This is a genomic window from Enterobacter sp. SCRI0065 (genome assembly GCF_059766475.1).
Genome location: NZ_JCBAJB010000004.1, coordinates 122,182 through 140,327, shown reverse-complemented (window position 1 = coordinate 140,327; position 18,146 = coordinate 122,182). Strand labels below are relative to the sequence as shown.

General features: G+C 49.8%; 22 protein-coding genes and 1 pseudogene. 9 read left to right on the top strand and 14 right to left on the bottom strand.

Going from position 1 to position 18,146, the window contains the following annotated elements:
* The first annotated feature begins 116 nt into the window (after positions 1–116).
* From AC6EMZ_RS13155 to AC6EMZ_RS13145, 3 genes are all read left to right on the top strand, one after another.
* The gene (locus AC6EMZ_RS13155) at positions 117–1,127 is read left to right on the top strand and encodes a LacI family DNA-binding transcriptional regulator (protein WP_498403267.1); all 1,011 of its coding nucleotides are present in this window, start codon (positions 117–119) and stop codon (positions 1,125–1,127) included.
* Positions 1,128–1,319: 192 nt separating this feature from the next.
* Positions 1,320–1,664, top strand: coding sequence for a hypothetical protein (locus tag AC6EMZ_RS13150; protein WP_498402949.1), 345 nt, complete (start codon positions 1,320–1,322; stop codon positions 1,662–1,664).
* 55 nt (positions 1,665–1,719) lie between these two features.
* Positions 1,720–2,082 (top strand): hypothetical protein, encoded by a 363-nt coding sequence (locus AC6EMZ_RS13145; RefSeq protein WP_498402948.1) that lies wholly within the window; start codon positions 1,720–1,722, stop codon positions 2,080–2,082.
* A 105-nt stretch (positions 2,083–2,187) separates the two neighbouring features.
* Here AC6EMZ_RS13145 and AC6EMZ_RS13140 read toward each other — a convergent pair whose 3' ends face one another.
* The gene (locus AC6EMZ_RS13140; protein ID WP_498402947.1) at positions 2,188–2,646 is read right to left on the bottom strand and encodes a SymE family type I addiction module toxin; all 459 of its coding nucleotides are present in this window, start codon (positions 2,644–2,646) and stop codon (positions 2,188–2,190) included.
* 315 nt (positions 2,647–2,961) lie between these two features.
* Here AC6EMZ_RS13140 and AC6EMZ_RS13135 point away from each other — a divergent pair, with 315 nt between their 5' ends.
* On the top strand, positions 2,962–3,849 hold the full coding sequence (locus tag AC6EMZ_RS13135) for a phosphorothioated DNA-binding restriction endonuclease (protein WP_498402946.1): 888 nt from the start codon (positions 2,962–2,964) through the stop codon (positions 3,847–3,849).
* A gap of 315 nt (positions 3,850–4,164) precedes the next feature.
* Here the strand turns inward: AC6EMZ_RS13135 and AC6EMZ_RS13130 are convergent, their stop codons facing one another.
* On the bottom strand, positions 4,165–6,333 hold the full coding sequence (locus AC6EMZ_RS13130; protein ID WP_148850072.1) for a hypothetical protein: 2,169 nt from the start codon (positions 6,331–6,333) through the stop codon (positions 4,165–4,167).
* Between the two features lie 335 nt (positions 6,334–6,668).
* Positions 6,669–7,457: a helix-turn-helix transcriptional regulator gene (locus tag AC6EMZ_RS13125; protein ID WP_148850073.1), complete on the bottom strand. Its 789-nt coding sequence runs from the start codon at positions 7,455–7,457 to the stop codon at positions 6,669–6,671.
* Between the two features lie 606 nt (positions 7,458–8,063).
* On the opposite strand from AC6EMZ_RS13125, the gene AC6EMZ_RS13120 reads away from it, so the two are divergent.
* The gene (locus AC6EMZ_RS13120) at positions 8,064–9,053 is read left to right on the top strand and encodes a glycosyltransferase (RefSeq protein ID WP_148850074.1); all 990 of its coding nucleotides are present in this window, start codon (positions 8,064–8,066) and stop codon (positions 9,051–9,053) included.
* A 3-nt stretch (positions 9,054–9,056) separates the two neighbouring features.
* Complete coding sequence (locus AC6EMZ_RS13115; protein WP_249417535.1) at positions 9,057–9,515, top strand: hypothetical protein; 459 nt, start codon at positions 9,057–9,059, stop codon at positions 9,513–9,515.
* 76 nt (positions 9,516–9,591) lie between these two features.
* Here AC6EMZ_RS13115 and AC6EMZ_RS13110 read toward each other — a convergent pair whose 3' ends face one another.
* The 11 genes and pseudogenes from AC6EMZ_RS13110 to AC6EMZ_RS13060 form a co-directional block, all read right to left on the bottom strand.
* Positions 9,592–9,966, bottom strand: a complete 375-nt coding sequence (locus tag AC6EMZ_RS13110; RefSeq protein WP_148850075.1) for a TA system toxin CbtA family protein — start codon at positions 9,964–9,966, stop codon at positions 9,592–9,594.
* 49 nt (positions 9,967–10,015) lie between these two features.
* Positions 10,016–10,374 (bottom strand): annotated as a pseudogene (locus tag AC6EMZ_RS13105) (type IV toxin-antitoxin system YeeU family antitoxin).
* 22 nt (positions 10,375–10,396) lie between these two features.
* The gene (locus tag AC6EMZ_RS13100; RefSeq protein ID WP_111965524.1) at positions 10,397–10,618 is read right to left on the bottom strand and encodes a DUF987 domain-containing protein; all 222 of its coding nucleotides are present in this window, start codon (positions 10,616–10,618) and stop codon (positions 10,397–10,399) included.
* A 13-nt stretch (positions 10,619–10,631) separates the two neighbouring features.
* Positions 10,632–11,114 carry a RadC family protein gene (gene radC, locus AC6EMZ_RS13095; protein ID WP_111965508.1) on the bottom strand — a complete coding sequence of 161 codons (483 nt, stop codon included), beginning with the start codon at positions 11,112–11,114 and terminating at the stop codon, positions 10,632–10,634.
* Positions 11,115–11,200: 86 nt separating this feature from the next.
* On the bottom strand, positions 11,201–11,344 hold the full coding sequence (locus AC6EMZ_RS13090) for a hypothetical protein (RefSeq protein WP_228728729.1): 144 nt from the start codon (positions 11,342–11,344) through the stop codon (positions 11,201–11,203).
* Between the two features lie 10 nt (positions 11,345–11,354).
* Entirely contained in the window at positions 11,355–11,834 is a 480-nt protein-coding gene (locus AC6EMZ_RS13085) for an antirestriction protein (protein WP_148850076.1), read from the bottom strand.
* Positions 11,835–11,913: 79 nt separating this feature from the next.
* Complete coding sequence (locus AC6EMZ_RS13080) at positions 11,914–12,735, bottom strand: DUF932 domain-containing protein (RefSeq protein ID WP_146717344.1); 822 nt, start codon at positions 12,733–12,735, stop codon at positions 11,914–11,916.
* A gap of 110 nt (positions 12,736–12,845) precedes the next feature.
* Entirely contained in the window at positions 12,846–13,058 is a 213-nt protein-coding gene (locus AC6EMZ_RS13075) for a hypothetical protein (RefSeq protein ID WP_045892087.1), read from the bottom strand.
* Positions 13,059–13,138: 80 nt separating this feature from the next.
* Entirely contained in the window at positions 13,139–13,498 is a 360-nt protein-coding gene (locus AC6EMZ_RS13070) for a hypothetical protein (protein WP_010434179.1), read from the bottom strand.
* Positions 13,499–13,552: 54 nt separating this feature from the next.
* Positions 13,553–14,017, bottom strand: a complete 465-nt coding sequence (locus AC6EMZ_RS13065) for a YfjT/YkfB family phage-associated protein (protein ID WP_111965513.1) — start codon at positions 14,015–14,017, stop codon at positions 13,553–13,555.
* A 419-nt stretch (positions 14,018–14,436) separates the two neighbouring features.
* Positions 14,437–15,363, bottom strand: coding sequence for a hypothetical protein (locus AC6EMZ_RS13060; protein WP_148850077.1), 927 nt, complete (start codon positions 15,361–15,363; stop codon positions 14,437–14,439).
* Positions 15,364–16,450: 1,087 nt separating this feature from the next.
* Between AC6EMZ_RS13060 and AC6EMZ_RS13055 the strand changes: the two genes are divergently transcribed.
* The 3 genes from AC6EMZ_RS13055 to AC6EMZ_RS13045 all read left to right on the top strand — a co-directional run bounded on the left by AC6EMZ_RS13055 (position 16,451) and on the right by AC6EMZ_RS13045 (position 18,137).
* A complete protein-coding gene (locus AC6EMZ_RS13055; RefSeq protein ID WP_148850078.1) occupies positions 16,451–17,080 on the top strand; it encodes an inovirus Gp2 family protein in 630 nt (209 codons plus the stop codon).
* 137 nt (positions 17,081–17,217) lie between these two features.
* On the top strand, positions 17,218–17,442 hold the full coding sequence (locus AC6EMZ_RS13050) for a helix-turn-helix transcriptional regulator (protein ID WP_148850079.1): 225 nt from the start codon (positions 17,218–17,220) through the stop codon (positions 17,440–17,442).
* Positions 17,443–17,690: 248 nt separating this feature from the next.
* Positions 17,691–18,137, top strand: a complete 447-nt coding sequence (locus tag AC6EMZ_RS13045; RefSeq protein WP_148850080.1) for a putative zinc ribbon protein — start codon at positions 17,691–17,693, stop codon at positions 18,135–18,137.
* Positions 18,138–18,146: the final 9 nt, after the last annotated feature.

Below are 18,146 nucleotides of genomic sequence, written 5' to 3'. Positions count from 1 at the left end.
CGTTCAGAAAAGCGACAACCATCACAGAGTTAACGGATCGACGAAGAAGAAACGTGATCGGCGGCGCTTTGGCGAACAGTTAAGGTATGATGCGATGTCGCGAGAGGGAGAGACGGATAATGCGGAAAAACAAAGTCACGATGAACGATATTGCGCGTGCGGCCGGGGTGTCGCAGGCGACGGTATCGCTGGTGCTCAACCAGTCTCGCAACATCAAGCTCAGCGACGAGACCCGCCAGCGGGTGATCGGCGTTGCCACCGAGCTTGGCTACGACCGCCTGCCCGCCATCCACGCCCCGCGCAATCAGGAAGAGGTGGCCCTGCTGGTCAGCTCCCTGCAAAGCTACGACCCGTTTATCGACGCCATCAGCCAGGCACGAGAAGCCGCCTGGCGCAACGAAACGCTGCTTACCGTGTATGACTACGGCGACGACGTGGAGCTGGCGCTGAACATCATTCGCCAACTGGAGAAGCGCAACTGTGTGGGAATTATTCTCGCCTCCCCCGTCACCACGCTGGTCGACATGGCCGCGTTCCAGGACTGCACCCGCCTGCCGCTGGTGCTGCTTAACCAGCGCGATCCCGGCTCGCCGCTGCTGCCCTCTTTTGTGCCCGACGATTACGCCAACGCGTTTCAGGTGACAAAACATCTGATTGCCTGCGGTGCGACGCGCATCGCCCACATCACCGGCGAAAGCTGGATGGAGGCCTCCCGCCAGCGGCTGGCAGGCTACCGTGCTGCGCTGGAACAGGCCGGACTCCCGTGCGACGACGCCCTGGTGTGCCAGACCAACTGGCAGTTTAGCGAGTCCTATACCGCCACTACCGCGCTGCTGGAACTGAAAGAACGGCCAGACGCCATCTTCTGCGCCAGCGACTGGCTGGCTATCGGCTGCTATCAGGCGCTGGCGGTGAACGGCGTGAACATCCCGAACGACATGCTGCTGGCAGGCTACGACGACCAGAAGATTTCCGAACAGCTCACCCCTCCATTGACCAGTATTCAACTGCCGTACAGCGAACTTGGGCGGCTGGCGGTAGAGTATTTGTGCCATCAGGAGGATGCGGCGACGCACGTGACGCTGGCGGGGAGGATGAAGGTGCGGGCGTCGAGTAGCAGAGCATGAGGCCCCTTTTGGTCAATGAAATTGAACAGTGGAGCGTGTGGTACTGGCATGAAGCCGCTTACACACTGACTGCAGAAATAAGCGTGGCAGAATAAATGCTTAAAGACATTATTAGCGAATATCATTTGTCATTGTGTTAAGAACGCTATATTCATAGGCTCTCTATATTTTGCAAACGTCGCGGCAAATGATATGAGCAAGTTTATTATTTCCATGCTGAATACGTTACTTTGTGTTTTAGTGATAGCGCTGTGCCTGCTTTGCGTAGGTGTCACTGATAACTGGAAAGACTGCGCTATAGCCATCGCTCTCACTTTAGGAGGTGCACATTTCATGGCCGTTTTACTGAATCGTGTATTGCCTCATAAGTTGTATATTTTGGATGGGATACTTGAATTAATAGGAGGGCCGCTATTAGTTATTGGTGCCATTCTGTGTATTGATGTCTTCGAACCCTGGCCGTTAAAAATCATTGGGATGTTTGCATGGATTGTGTTGATTTTATTTGGATCATCAATAATAAGCCCCAAACGTTAACTCGGTCAATTAATAGTATTTATACGTTATTTCTTCACCAAAGGAATCCAGCATAATGAACCCCACTCTTTCACAGGTCATTGAGGTTGTACGTCAGTCCTCTGGTGAGCGCCGCAAACGCATTGATGAGCACACCTGGATTGAAGCCGATCTTGATATCTGCGGCATGGATGGTGATGATCTGATAGAAGATTGTGAAGAAGCTTTTGCCGTTCAGCTTGCCACGGAAGAAGATGGCTATATGAAAACGTTTTCTCTTATTGAGAACGAGTATCTGTTTACGGGTGAGGGTATAGATTTTTTTGGAATCTGTCGATTTATGCGCTGGATACGTGGCATACCTGAACCAGTCATACGTGATTTAACAGTCGGTGAACTTCATGCTGTGCTGGTTAACGCTGTAAAAGCGCAAATATAGCAGGATTGAGCCAGGAATATTACGGGCATGAGATAACATACCCGTATCGTTTTGTTAATGCCAGAATCGCATGAGGTGTAGCGTCTGAAGTAAAGCTGACACTGCCTACCCTTTCACGCGCTTAATCACCGGTATATCGCCAATATCATTTAATGCCCCTGGAAACGTCTTTAACCACTGCGCGACTTTCTGTTTATTAATATTCACCACACTCATACCTTCCAGACAACCCCATAACTCTCTTGTATGCTGTGGGGTAATCACAATGCAGTCTTTCATCACCCGAATTTTGACCGGCATACCGTGGATAAAACCCGCTTGGGTGAGCCATTCGCCACCAAGTGGAAGATATTTGTTTTCAACACGAGAATACAGTTCGCAGCAGGCAGCGCTGGCTTCTGGCGTCTCCGCGCGGGGATGGATCGGCGCAACAACGGTCTGATTGCCGTGAAGACGGCGAGTGCTATTTTTGCGTATTAGATCGCGGTTTTCGATCATATCGCTAAAAGCGTCTGATTCCGTTTTGAAAATAGTAAACTCTGGCTTAAAATTCGTCGCAGCCATATTCAACTCCTGTTTAGTTGTTTGTGGTTAGCGGTATGAGGGTGTTCTAGCACCTTCATATCGCGATCCTTCGTTAATTTATTATCGGTTAAAAAATCCTTTCACGTTCAGGGGTAATCTCTGATTCCTATTATACCGCACTGAATAAAAACACAGCCTTTTTATGATCAGGCAAAAATGAAAAATGCGAGGCGGATTCAGAAAATAATGATGATTGCTGTCACTGGCGCTTTTACTGGTCATGGAGCAGTGGTGGGTTGATCATAAGGAGTTTTGCGAGCATCATCGCAATTATTTACCTTATTAAGCAAAGCGATGGCTTCCAGTAAAACGCTCGAACAGGCAATTGCCGACATCACCATCTGGCGCAAAGGCGAACAACGTGCGCCACATAAGCCTTTATTGCTTTTGTATGTTCTCGCGAACTATCAGCGCGGGCATGCTCGCCTGTTCAACTACGGCACAGAAGTGCGCGACCCGCTGCATAGCCTGCTAGAACGTTTTGGCCCACAGCGCGCCCAGTATCGTCCTGATATGCCCTTCTGGCGTCTTAAGGGGGATGGCTTTTGGGAACTCCAGAATGATGAACGCTGTTCAACTATTGGCAGCAAGCAGCCACCTGCGGGAGAGCTGGTTGAACACAACGTTGCTGGCGGTTTCGATGAAGCGCATTACGCGCTGCTGACGAAAAACAAAAAACTTATTGGTTCACTGGCCCAGCAAATTCTTGAAGCGCATTTCCCTGAAAGCATTCAGGAAGAGATCGCCGATGAGATGGGCTTTGATATCCAGCAGATCCGCAAGGTTCGCGATCCGTTGTTCCGTCAGCAGGTGCTCCGCGCCTATAACTATGAATGCGCCATCTGCGGGTTCGATATGCGACACGACAACGCCTCTGTGGCTCTCGAAGCGGCACATATTAAATGGAAGCAGCATGGCGGACCTTGCGAAATTCCGAACGGGCTGGCGCTGTGTGCAATTCACCATAAGGCATTTGATAAAGGCTCAATTGGGCTGGATGACGGTATGCGGGTGCTGGTATCCGAAGCGGTGAATGGCAGCGGGATCGTTGGAAGACTGTTCTGGGATTTTGCTGGGAAGCAAATTGCGCTACCGATGGTGAAAGGGAATTACCCGAGGGAGGGGTTTGTGGATTGGCATCGGCGGGAGGTTTTTAGAGGGGAAGGCCGGACTCGCACATAACATTCAACCTCATGATTTAAAATAGCTATTAAAAAACACTTTCATCTTATACCAACACAGATACCAACAAGTAAATTCATTGTTTTTCGGCATCGAACCCGGACAAACATGGCTGAGTTGTATTAGCTCAGATTTGATCTGACACCGTTATGGCACAGATCTCAACCTAATCTGACAGGCAGCGCTGTGCCAGGAGCGGACGTTAATGAGAACAATCTGTGGTAATCAACGGGGTGTAGGTCAATTAGACTGGACTAACCCTGCCTCGGTAGATGATCCTGCCCTATAGTTGGAGCATGATTTCTCCCCGAAGCATTAATCAGATTGGCGGCGAACCTCGATTTCAACAATGTGGCGAGGTGTTCGCCCAAGCCGAGGAACGCCGTTGGCGACGGCGATGATGTCCTCATGCTCGTCGCCAGCCCACAGGCCAACAAGCTCGTGCAGAAAAAAATCCGCGTAGGAGCAGCTGGCGTCCCGCACCTGCATCGCCGAAACTGAGGTTTTGCTCGTGTGCAACTGGGTCAAATTCCTAACGAGCCGAGCTGGGGCAACCCAGAGAACCGGGCGAGGCGAGGCCGGAGTCGCGAACAGATAGTAGGCGTGTTCTGACTGCTTGAGTATGTCCTCGCACTGCTTCAGGTCGATGCCTACCCTTGAACTGAACCCCCGCCCCGAATCAGTGCCTCTGCGCTTTTTCACCTGCATAAGGGTCGCACGCTGAATCACTGTTTTCCCCTTTTCCACGATACGGCTCAGGAACAGCACGTCTGCCCCCAGCGGGGCACCGGCGGGTGTGTTCGCCCCTTCCTCCCGCTTGCTGGGTTGACGCACCTTCACTGTCAGGCTCGGATACCTCGCCCGCGTCGTAACCGAGAGCTGGCGCAACTGGCTGCTTACGTTGCCAATCGCCTCCTTCGTCAGAGTCAGGAGGCGCGCCGTATGGGCCTCCTCGTCCTCTCCCCAGGTCTCCGAATATTCGCGACAAAATTCTTCCTCAATCTGGCTAAGCGCCCTATAGATGACTTGCTCCACGGAAGGGTCGCTCAGCCAAGTTTGGGCTCCTACGCTAGGCAACTCAGTGGCTCCCTCGCCCCGGCCTACCGGCCCCTCTAGGTCCAGTGAACCCTGCTTGGACCGCAGTAGTCCCTTGCACCTCAGTTGCAGTTGCCTTACATCAGTGCCGACAAGCCGATTCGCAAACGCCAGATGTTCCTCGTCATCCATCAATCGCAAAAGCACTGGCTCGACTTCGGCGAATGCCGTCTGCTCGAGCCAAAGGCAAGCAAAATTGAGGAGCCCCTGGGCTAATTCAGGTTCCTCATTCACCTGATCGAACAGATCCTGTCGCCAGGCCTCACGGGCGGCCGGGCCTAGTTGTGTCCACAGCGTTTCTCGACCCCTCTCCAGAGATGGCAATTCTCTGAGGCTGGCAGCGACGCTTTGCTGGCTAGACAGCGCTGGGGCTCCAAACTCGTGCCAAGCCGCCGCAAGCGCGAGGTCCGAGGGTATGGTATCCACGTACAATGTAGCAAGCCTCGAGAAGGCTTTGGCAACGCACTCCTTGATATTGTCTTTCTTCTCTTTCTGCGAACGGATGTTCCAGCGCAGGAACAGATTACGTACATCCTCCGGAAATATCGTGCGGCAATGTTGGATTAGCTCAGGAAAGACTGACGGATCTGCTCGTTCAAAAACCTGTTCGCAAGCCCACCGGGACGTCTGCACTGTCGGCGAATTCGCAAATAGAGAGAAGACGAGCTCAAGCCTTCTGTCGCTTGGATAGCCCGACGACATGTCGATATGTTTTTCCAGGTAGCCGCATACACGCTGCCAATGCTGCTGGACCAGTTGATCGAAAGCCCAATTATTCGCCCCCTGATGAGGGTCTACTAGTTGAAGGACATTGATGCAATCTTCCTCGGACGTATTGACCACCAACGCCTTCATGATCTGCTGATCGTCCAAATATTTATACCGAGTATATGAACGGTCAGCGAGCAACCAGTCCACCCAAATCGCACGTGGCTCGATTTCCGCCAAAATGATTTTACGTAAGCCCGGGGGATTATCATTAAGTATGCCATCCCAGAAAGTATCCTGAGCACGCCGGTAAGAATTTGGGTCCAAGATAGAGGACGACTTCTCGATCCCCGTGGATCCGTGTCCGAGAATTTTTAAGGTCAGCGCTATCTGCCCCTGCTGTGCCGCGTTCTCGAATTCGAACATAAAGTGCTCACGCTCTGTTTGCGAACTACATATCCAATTCCTAACCGGAACACTGGGGTACTCAGTTGATAGGTGGGAGTAGTCCAGATGGAGCATGTCTTTGTGGATGGTAAAATACTGTGCGACGAATTCGACAAGCGGCTGAGCCCAACCTTCCAACGAAATACTGGCAACTGCCGATTGATTGTCGAAGTCAATATTTACGAACAAGATGATCTCCCTTTCCCCGTAGCTGGCACCAACGACCTTCGCCATTGTGGTCTGCAAATTCTCAATAAGTCTACCGTAGCCAAATCGCAGGCGGTTCAAGGAACCGCCCTTAGACAAGAACAGACATTATAGAATTCCGGTGATCTTTTTATTACTTCTACCTAAATAAATTTGCATATTACCGATCCACTTTAGCCAGACCATGGTTGACCTGTTCCCAGTTGATTGACACACGGCATTGTTAGCAAGTTTCATGGTGACTCAACTACGGACTTCTGCTCTTCGATCAAAGCAGCCTGTCAAATTTGATTGTGTGCTGCCAGTGAAAACTGTCAGACCAAGTCTGAGCTAATACAACAGATTTAAGATGCCGAAATCTGTTATGAATCATCTTCCTCGACAGACTCCAAAGCATCAAGATCTATTCGGACCATCGCAATAGAGCCAATACGGATGAAAGCATCTTCTCCATCTATGTCGGTTAACTGATATCGCTCTGTTGATTCCGGCTCTGATTCAAGAATGTCAAAAAATGCATTCATTTGACCAATATCATCGATTTCGTCGTCGTCCGAAACCTCAGGCTCACAGTACAGCCCAATAACTGGTCCACCGTTCACCATGGTGATATGAACATTCCCATAGCTTCCTTTACTGTCCTCATCATCAGGAGCAGGTGCAAAACCATCAAACAAGAATTGGTGAAAAATCACCTCTCGGGAATTTAAAGCGTAACGATGCCGCTCAGAGTCAAAAACAAAAAAAAGCTCACGGTCTGGCGCTACACTTTCCTGAAAGTGTGAGTAAAAACGACGCTTATCAGCTGGGGAAATAGGTAACAGCAAATAAGCTTGTTGCCCTCGTAGCCAGAGTTTCACCGTCCAAATGCAGCCATCCATTTCAATGCCATTAGCCGCGATATTTTCCAGCTCATCGTCACTACGGCTACCTTGATTGCGTAGTTTCTTCAGCAATTTATCGCTATCTGGAAAAACAGCGCTCAATGGCTTTTTTAAGACCGCGCTGATTGCTTGCGCCAGTCCCAACTTGGCCGCAACCTTCCCTGTTTCGATACGCTGGATCTGCTGTTGGCTGGTACCAACCATATCTGCCAACTCACGTTGAGTGATTGATAGTTGGGTACGGAGTTCTTTGATTTTGTTTTGCAAGATGACATTCCTACTACTAAGAAGTAATGGATGCCATTAAAACACACAAAAGAGTAAAAAACACAAAAATGAGTTTAATATCGGAAGGCAATATTCGTTAATGTAAAAGCACTTTCTTACCGGAGTATGGTGTGTAGGAACACGGATGGTGTTTAACGCAGAGTGAAAAAGATGATCGATTAAACCGATCGATTGATAAAAATTGATCTGCAAAATGAATTATCAGCCCCGGCACTGCCTGTGCTAAATTTCAAAAAACTCATTTAACGTATTGTTTATTAATTTATTTCCTGTCTTCTGGCGGGCGGCCTTCTTTTGTCCTGCGGGCACGGCATGGGAATGCGACAGCAGGTGATGGAATGAAAAGATGTGCCAGATGTAACAAGAAAAGAGGCGTTCTGGACCGGATTTTCGGGCTGGATAAAGAATTCTGCGATGACTGTCTGATGGTGGTTAACCAGGAAATCAGAGAAAAACGAGTGGTATCCACACCAGCACGGAAATCACCTGAACGCTCTTCCTGATAATGTTTCATACCCGGCAGGTTATTGCCCCTGATGGGGTGACAACTCTGAACCTTCCCTCTGTTTACATTCCCTTAGTGCAATGAAAATCAACATCGATATCAGCGTCATCATTCCTGCCTTCAATGCGGCAGACAGCATCGGGGTTCTGGTCCATACACTGCTTGGCGAAACAACGCTCAGTACTGAAATCATTGTTGTGGATGATGGCTCAACCGACGAAACATGGACGGTACTCAGCGCCATTACAGATGAACGACTAATTCTCATTTGTCAGGAAAATCAGGGTGTGTATGCTGCCCGTAATGCTGCACTGGCGATTCACCGTGGTGAATGGGTGGTGTTCCTGGATGCGGATGACCGGGTTTCGGCAGATTTTCTGCGGGAGCGGCTGCGCACAGCCCGTGAAGCACGGGCCGATGTCGTCCTTTTCAATGCCCGGCATACAGACAGCGCCGGACATCTGCGGCATACCGTTCACCGCAGACAGCCTTACGGCCAGACGCTGACGGGGCAACACTGGATACGCCATTGCGTCAGTCAGAGGGAGTGGCCGCATTACCTGTGGCTGCAGATAATCCGTTCAGCGTATATCCGCGAGCATGACCTGAGATTCCAGGAAGGGAAAAGCCACAAGGATATTCTCTGGACGATAGAGCTTGCCGCCGCAGATGGCCGGTTTTATTTCTCTGACAGACAGGATTACTTCTGGGTGAATAACCCGGCGTCAATTACCCACCGCCCGGATTATTACGATATCCGCGCGTTCAGCTATAGCGATGTGATTGCAGATATTCTGGCACTCAGTACACAGACGCTGTACCGGTCTGTCAGACGAGCGCTGGTCAGGCATGCGCTGGTGGAAAGCCGTCACTTTCTGGGCCTGTACCGGCGCAGGGTGAATGACCGGCAGGCGGTTCGGGCGCGTTTTCGTGTGCGGATAGCCTTTCGCCATCTGGTACCCGGCGTGAGCAACCTGAGCGATGTCTTTTTCCTCCTGAAGCTGGTTCGCAATATTTATCTGCCTGGTGTCCGCAATACTCCCGCAGCCGTTTCGCAGGCGCGACGTTAATCCATGGATATCTCAACGCTTCTGGCACGGTCGTGGCAAACTGCGACAACGGGTAATGACTCCATTCGCTCTGCCAGGGATATCGTCGAACGCTGGTATGACAAAGGCGGTGACCTCACCCAACGGACCCGGCGATTTATGCTGCGGGAATGCCTGTGGATAGCCGCACATTACCGGGACACTGAAGCGGTACTCACCCGACAGTTCCGGCTGCTGGCCGTCTTACTTTATCTGGGCGGTTATTTTCCGAAAGGGAATGCCGGTAGCATGCTCCCGGAGAAGTGTTTCATTTTACTGAACGCCCCGGAATTAAGCTCCCTTCTGACAGACGATATGACTCCCGATGTTCTGGCGGCGTCCTGCCGTACCCTCCTCTACTGCAGACAGATATCTCCGTTAAGGTGTTACCGCCATACGAGCTGTCTGAGCGAACACCTGTATCAACTGATGATGATTTGGTAAAAGCACCAGTCGTTGTGCTGGTGCCTGAGGGGCTGATAGCTGACGGTGTCGGCGTCAGCTATCAGAGCTAACGTCATTATTTCCTTCTGCTGGATCTGCCACCTGTGATGTCAGTAACGGTTTTATATCCCTTGCGTGTCATCAGCCCGGTAGCCTTCCTGGCGCGGAGCATATCAATGCTGCCGATAAACGGAGACTGCTCTTTCACGCTGAAACCGTGACGGTCAGTACGCACCAGGTCGTACTTTTCCACGATAAAATTCACCGCGTCACACAGTGAGATTCCCGCATCAATGTGTTTCTGGATCACTTCGTCGTTGCCAAACGGTGTGTCGTTCAGCATCAGACCGTAGTGTTGTTTCAGCAGATACTTCAGTAATTTTCGCCAGATTTCGACTGACGACAGACGTGACGATGCCGCCCTTTGAAGGGACAGGGAATGTATTTGCATGGTTTGCGTTCTTTGTTGGCTAGTTTGACTAAGGAAAAGCGTCCGGGGTTTATTCGGTTGTAGCAGACGCCGGATAAATTACGATGTACAAATAACCGCAGGAGCCGAGTGTATCGGCCTCACATATCAGCCCTTTACGTGGAGCGTGATGCAGCGCTGAATGCGGGGCGTGAGTTCGCTGCTGGTCAGCATGAGCTCCATCTGTTTCATCAGTACCGGAAATGCCTGGTCCAGATGGCGTAAATCTGCGTCATTAAATGTCCCGGCAATGCTGGCGCGGTCAGCAAGGTAATGCAGATGGTTCCCCTTCTGTACCAGCCGGGCACCAAAACACGGCGTGATGTTGCGTCTGAGGCCCCACCAGGGTTCCGCGATGTTATGGTTGATGACACGGGTTGCTTTCTGCATATAAGTACTCCTTAACGGTGAGTTAATTCAGGGTGACGCTGCGCAGGATCACATACGGACCGTTGCGGTCCTGTCGGCGTTCAGCAAACACGGCCAGCACACCCCGGATATCCTGCACTTCCCTGCCGTGGTAATGGCAGATACTGCCGGACCACTTATATTTCCCGGTACAGAAGCGAAACAGCCGGGACTCAGAATGCTGGCGGTATATCGCCATTGCCTGACGTTTACTGATGATTCTCATCATTATTCTCTCCCTAAAGCCAGCCACGCTCGGCAAACGAGACGATGTCCATGCCTCCCACGACCAGGTGGTCCAGCAGGCAGATATCCACGAGTTTAAGTGCCTGCTTCAGATGGTCAGTGAGCAGTCGGTCGGCATGGCCGGGTTCCGCATAACCTGACGGATGATTGTGTGAAAGCACAATGGCAGCCGCGTTGTATTTCAGTGCTGCCTTTATCACTTCACGGGGATGTACCTGCGTATGGTTGATGGTGCCAGTGAAGAGCGTTTCATGAGCAATAAGCCGATGCTGGTTATCAAGGAAGAGCACCATGAAGACTTCACGCTCCAGCGTGGCGAGCTGCAGACGGAGCCAGTCGCGGACCGACTGGCTGGAGGTGAATGCCTCGCCGGGTTCGCGTAACTGGCGTTCCAGTAAGGTCAGTGCGCGTCTGATGGTGCGCTGTGCTGCGGGAGATATTCCCCCGCGATCAGGGGAACAAGTGGTGGCATTCATTTGCTTTTCCTGTCTGTTGACGTGTCGGGAGGGGATGTGTTGTACAGTTTCACGGCAACGACGAACCCGTCGTGCAGGGATTCAAACTATGACCAGATATGGAAGAGAGGGGTACCCGTCGGGAAATGCAGGAAGGGGTCGTCGGTCACAACGTCACCGTCCTCATCCCTGACCGTTGTTTTCCCCAGCGCATCCCACAGGGCATTCAGGTGAGACAGTTCATACGGCATGGCAGGACGCTCAGTCGATAATGCGCATGATGGCGCTGCATTCTGCGTGGTTCAGCGCATAGTCACGCAGACGCCAGTAATGTTCCGTCATGGCGTCGCATTCCGTGCGGCAAGCGTGATGACTGTAAGCGACAAGACAGACTGCAATCCCGGCGGCTTCGGCGCTCATGTCTGCGGCGTTGCCATTCATAGTGTTGAACAGCGACCAGAAGGCATCCTTGTCCGTTTCCGGAACCATGAAGGCCCCGCCGTTGCTGAGAGAATAAAAACTCCAGATACCGCCGCTGTAGTCAGCGCAGAACCGGTCCATCCACGCAAAGACCTGCGGTTCAAGGGTTATCCACTGTGGAATGTTGCCAAAGTGCTGCGGCCAGAATTCCACACGCTGTTCGTCCAGCACAGGCGTGGCAGCCAGAGCAGGTGCAGAACCGTTATCGCCAGCCTGGTGAGGTATCTGATTGTTATCGTAGACATTAATAATATCGGTCATGTTAATTTTTCCTTATGCATGTAGATGTCGAATGGAGGTCTCGGGCCGGGGATTGATTTCGGTGGCGGGGCGCGGGTGATTACCTGTCCAACAGGTTCAGCATGTTCTCCGCCATCACCCAGAGCGCACGATTTAACTTAACGTCGCCATCAATCCCGTTTACTGGGCGGGTGTGGGTACGTTTCCCCTGCGCGGTACGGCCACTTAGTCCGCCTTTCAGCAGGTTTTCCTGGATGCGCTGGTAAGTGGTCCACAGGTCATCGCTCTCGTCCTGCCAGCGGCGGGGGGCAAGAATTTGCGATTCAGTCACTGGCTGGTACTCTTCCCCAAAACGATATGTGAGCGCCGCTTTAGCCAGTGCATGTTGTGCGGGTGACGGGAGTTGCACGGACTGCATGGCGTCACGTTTCTCTTCCACCCGCTCAAAGACGCTGAGAACCTCATAGGCCCCCTCAATCACCTTCCCGACAACGTCGCCCCTGTGTGGCACGCGGATCTCGCCAAACGACTGTCCGCAAACGAGCGAATTGGTGCAGACGCTTCGGAATATCCCCGGCAGCAACTGAAAACTTGATGCGCCATCGTGCGAATTCAGAATGATGATTTCCGGTACCTGCTGACCGTTTATCTGACCGGCACGACGCAGGCGCAGCATATGCTTTGTATGTTCCCGTCGGCTCTGGTCGCGCACTCGTGACTGACAGGCAAAGAATGGCTGGAACCCTTCACGTTTAAGGTTCTCCAGCAGGGTAATGGTGGGTATGTAGGTGTACTTTTCGCTTCTGGAGTCGTGCTTGTCTTCCCCGAAGACGCTGGGGACATGCTGCATCAGTTCTTCGCGGGTTAAGGGACGGTCACGGCGAATCTGGTTCACCCGACCAAAACGGCTGGCTAATCGCATAGTTGATTCCTCATCTGATTAATCTGAAGGCATAAAAGCAAAAGCCCCTGCTCCGTGAGGAGGCAGGGGCAGATATGTTGTTCACTGTGGGAGGGCTATGGCGGGCAGGACTACAGCGTATCCAGAATCTTCAGTATCTGCGCCATCAGGGCGGTGATAAGTGCAGTGACCAGCAACGTGACCGCTTCCCGGGCTGTATCAATACTGTTGTCATCGTAGCCTGCCTGACGCAGGCGAATTTCAATAAACTGCCGGGCCTGATGCCCGCCGCACCAGGTCAGTGCTTGGCTCAGGGCCGTCACCAGCATTTTCAGAAAGATCATAGGGTTTGCTCCGGACTGCCTGGCGGCAGCCCTCTGGTGGAGTGAAGATTTATTTGAGGAAACTGATACAGGAAAGTGGCTCAGTGGTAGGTGTAACGCCATCCCCCCTTGTCAGTAGTGACGACGACTTCTGAAGCAACGCAGTTATTATAAAAATTTACTTTGACGGACTCCCCGTAGCGCAAGGAGGCGGGCAGAATAGTTTCCTTATTGCTGGAATATAGGTACTTCTGGTTATCAATACGACAGTTACCCCGGTTCACATCTATCTTTTCAACTTTGATACTATCATCCAGCGAGGTGACCACGACCGTGACATAGCGTGTTCCGGCAGGATGAACCTGATTACTAGTCTCCACTTTGATGGTCGGCGCTGGCTCTGCCAGCGTATGAGCTGAGAGTGCAAGCAGTGCGGGCACCAGCATGTGTTTAAATTTCATAATCTGTTCCTTTTTAAAATAACGTAATCAACAGGCGTCAAACTCAGATGCAGGCTAGAGTGCATCTTTACCCACGCAACCGTGTGTCCCGAATGCCGGTAGTACCTTAGCCGCCCCGGCTAGCGTGAAAATGGCAGACTTAACACCGTCTCCTGTCACTGAGACCTGTTTGCCATTACGTAACTGAGCCCAGGCCTGCGCCAGGTTGTTACCGCCCACCCGACTCTCAGATTCGCTGATATCAATGGGTACTCCATCGTCAATGCTGAGCTGAAGGTTTTTATCCCCGTCCATACTGACCTGATGCCCACTGGCATCAGTGAATATGATCGTGGTCGGTTGCGAGCCGTAATCCTCGCAGGTAAGAGACAATTGCGACTGACCTTCCCCGTTGATAACAAACTCTGATACTCCCTGGGCCCAGCCCTTGCTCCATGTCTCATGATTACCGAAGGCCTGTGCCAGTACGGGTATCAGTGAACAGGCCAGCAGAAAAGTGTGCATCATTTTTCTTTTCATTATTAAAACTCCTTTGGTTGTAGAATCCCCTACCAGAAAGGAGATATCTATCTGATTTTAAATAGAACATTAACAGCCATAAGTATCCCATTGGGATTTTATAGCCACATAGGTGAAGGTGGTAACAATGAAATTCGATCGGTCTGATCGACAAAATCGATCGTAGTTAAACAAAGATATTTATCGAAAAGCCCCACAGGGTTTATCGACAGTCGAGCTTCGCTTCAGGAGGATGGTATGTATCTCAAAATTTACTGAAAAGCAGGAGGAGACAGATTATGTAGGTTTTTGTTTATGGTGGGCATCACACGTTACTATGTGTATCAACAGACGATAGCTGGTGGAATGCTACCTGTAATGTGAACTGCAGGGCTGAATATGCGCCAGCATACTCTTCGGGTGATGAATCAAAATCTGGCTTATTTCTTTATTTTCGAGAACCCCTGACTTTTGTTTTTTCCAGGAAAAACAAAAGTCAGCTTTGACAGTGTGTACAGGTGTAACTCAAACATTTTGTTATTAATTTTATTTATATCGGAGGACATCTCCTGGAGTATATCCGCTCCATTATAGTCATTATAAATGAACAACTCATTTTTTTCGTCATCGTGGTATGGGCTGACCTCATAGAGGCACCTGTCTCCGGCAACACCTCCTTTTGATAAACGAGGACCAATAAAATCTTCTGTTATTATAAAGTAACGAATACTTCCTTTGAGACCTTGTTTTTCCAGAACATTCAACCATGTTTTGTTTATCGATAATCCAACCACATGGTTGAAATCTTTTTCTTTGAAGTAGAGGGTGAAATGAAGATAGGGGTATCCATCACGGCGTCGAAGGAGAACCCAGAAATATGCTGCTACGTGTGAATACAATGTCAGGGATTTAAAGTTATTAGTGAATTTCTTTACCAAATCCTTAATGAGGTTATTATGGACATCGGTCGTCATGTAGTTGTGTGTGTTTTTATCAATATCCAGAGAAAAGCAAACATACCCTGCTTTGGGATGAGATCTTAGCACTTCGTGATGATAGTCTCTCAGTCTTCGGTATGCCGACATTTTTTTATAGATACACTGCCTTGTTACTGCAATGATTTGTTCTTTATATTCAGGAGAGCATTCATCAGAGAACATGATCTCGCCATCAGTAATCCCCTCATAGTAATAATTTAATTCAGTAATGAGATCTATGGCTTTTTCTCTAACGCTGTCATTATAAAAAAGACACCAAGTATTTACCAACATGTTCAGATGTCCTCTGTCTCGCCTTATGTTCTTATGCATGTCAGATTTCCTGGGGTAGAGGAACCTGAAATCGTCCATCATGTTGTAAGCCTTCATCTGGTTTCCTTTTCAACGGGCAACAGGACCATAAGTCACTATGACCTTATAACATAGCCATGCAATAAAGTAACATTTGTTGTGGTAAAAAAAAGGCATGACTTGTAGAAATAATCATTGAGAATAAGGAGTGAAATGTACTATAGCTGCATACTGGGTTTATGCAGCTTATCTGCTGTGCATGGTGGGGATTGTTCATGCTCGCAGGCAGTTTCGGATTCTGCATGGTAAGGTACCGGATAAAAAGGATGGCGCTGGAGGCCCCGGTCTGGTATTTAGGGCAGAGATGCAGGGTGGTTTGTTATACCGGCTCATTGAGGACCCGGGCAGAAAGGACAACGATTATTCCATGGCAGGCGTGGAATTTGATATGTTATTTTTTACCAGACTGACAAACAGATATGCGACAAGAATACCAGGGAATTAACGCGAAACCGCCCTCAGTTGTTACTCCCGCCATGAACTTGTCATCGTCTTAGACAGGTCGTAAGCACTCCCAGTGAAACTCGATAGATAACTGTTCTGAAGTGACAAAAAATGCTGTATAGCAGACTGACTAACTTGAGAGTGATGCTGTTCTGTTAAAAATACAAAAACTATCGTGTAAGACCTGTTTTTACCTTTGAGAGTTTAGCTTCTTGTGTTGGTAATAGTAATATATATCTTTTCTGATTAAAGCATGCATCATTAAGACTATTAGGTAAGATTAAATTACAGTGACTAATACACATTCAATTATAATCTATTTACAATATAACTTCTCACAGCATTAAACTTCATTACACCCTTTCCAATAAGCATACTCCAATATACCTGACAGTTGATGCGAATTACTGTTCATCATCTCTCTTTATTGCCAGCTGAATGATATCACCGGGTATGTTAAATGTTTCCTCATTGTAGTCATGATTATATCTCTCGACACCTAAAACCCCAATAAAAACCAAGCCACAAACAATGTAATTAAATACCTGATTCGCCGTTTGTATGTACTATGCGCAAGCGTCCTCCGCTGACTGCCTGTGAACATTACCATTCGCTTTCTTTGATAGCCCACCTATTGCCAAATAATACCAGGAGTTCCGCTATGTTTAATAAAGCATTACTGGACCATCGTCATTCCCCGTTTAATTTACGCTATTTAGAACGGCTGGAGAACGTCATGGCTTGTGCCATAGCTGAGTATCCACGAACCTTTGCCCTGAGGGTAGATTTACACTTTTCCCCTGAATGGGCAGCAGACGACAGTATCTGCTGTCACCCTAATATTTCATCTAACGTCATGGCGCGCTTTACTCGCTCCCTGATAGCAAAGATCGACCAATATCGCCAACAACGTTGTTTGAGAGGCCTGCGGGATTATTCTTGCAAGTTACGTTATTTCTGGGTCAGGGAAACTGAAACCGCTCTGCACAGTCACTACCACGCGCTATTGTTCTTCAATAAAGACTTATTCCGGTCTCTGGGATCGGCGGGATACAGCAGCCTGTGGAACATGATACAAGAAGCCTGGCTGAGCGCTCTGGGGTTAACCGATTATCCCGAATACAGCCGCCTGGTCCATTTCCCGGAAAGTGGCTCTTACATTCTTGAGCGTGACAAACCTGTATTTTATCAGCAGTACGAAGACCTGCTCTTCCGTGCAAGCTACTTGGCAAAAGAGCGGACAAAACATTACTCCGCTGATACACGTTCCATGGGTGCCAGTCAGAGGTAGGCTGGCTACAACGTCGTTCTAGCTGTAACACGTATTTTTTTACTGGCAATCCCTATCCTCTGAAGGAGTGCTGGCGTGCAATAGAACTCAACCACGCCGGACTCCTCCCATCATTCCTTTTCAGAGGGAGAGATTCCATGACTACAGCCATTAACACCATTCTTTGCGCAGAAGACCCACTTATCGACATGGTATACATCACCGCATACACCGGTATGACCGACAAGTGGTTCTACAAGCTTATTCAGGATGGCGAATTCCCGAAACCCATCAAGCTGGGACGGAGTTCCCGTTGGTATAAAAGCGAAGTAGAAAGCTGGATGCAACAGCGTATTGCAGACTCGCGGGGAGCCTTAATATAAAACCCTCGTCCACCGGGAAATGTCATTCCCGTAAAGTAGCTAACTGCATACAGCTCCGCTGGCAGTGCGAACGTTGCAAACGGCGCTATTGTGGCGAGAAACCCTGCCCCATTTGCAGCCGAAACCCCTGAACCATCAGTTCCAGTCATCCATAATCAACCTGTAACCCGCCATCCTCCACACAGACAGCCATCTCGTTCCGGGACGGTACCTGTCTGCTTGTCGTTTGGCGGTAAGGAGTCAGTCCGATGAATTTTAAGACCGTTACCAGTGAGAATCAGAACGCCGAAATTCGTATGCTGAAATGCTACCTCGCCAGCGACCACCGTGGGCATTTTGTGACGACCAGTGAAGCGGCAAACATGCCGGAACAGATATGGAGCTGCGTATCCTGTGGTTGCCGACTCATCTTCCATACCGGCACTCACGCTGACTCTCCCTGGTTCGAACATGACCAGAGGACAGTAGCTTCCAGTACGTTGATGAGCTGTGCGCATATTGACCCGGCAGTGAAAGCGGAGATACGCAGCAGAACATTACGGAGTCTTTTCAACACCTTGGATTCCCCGGTAATGTCGCTGGACTGGTACTGCGTCTGGTGCGCTAACCATTATAGCGGGGAAAAACGCTGCACTGCCTGCGGGACCGGTATTTACAGCATTGAGGAACCCTGCTGGCAGAATAATTACACCTGAATTGACCTG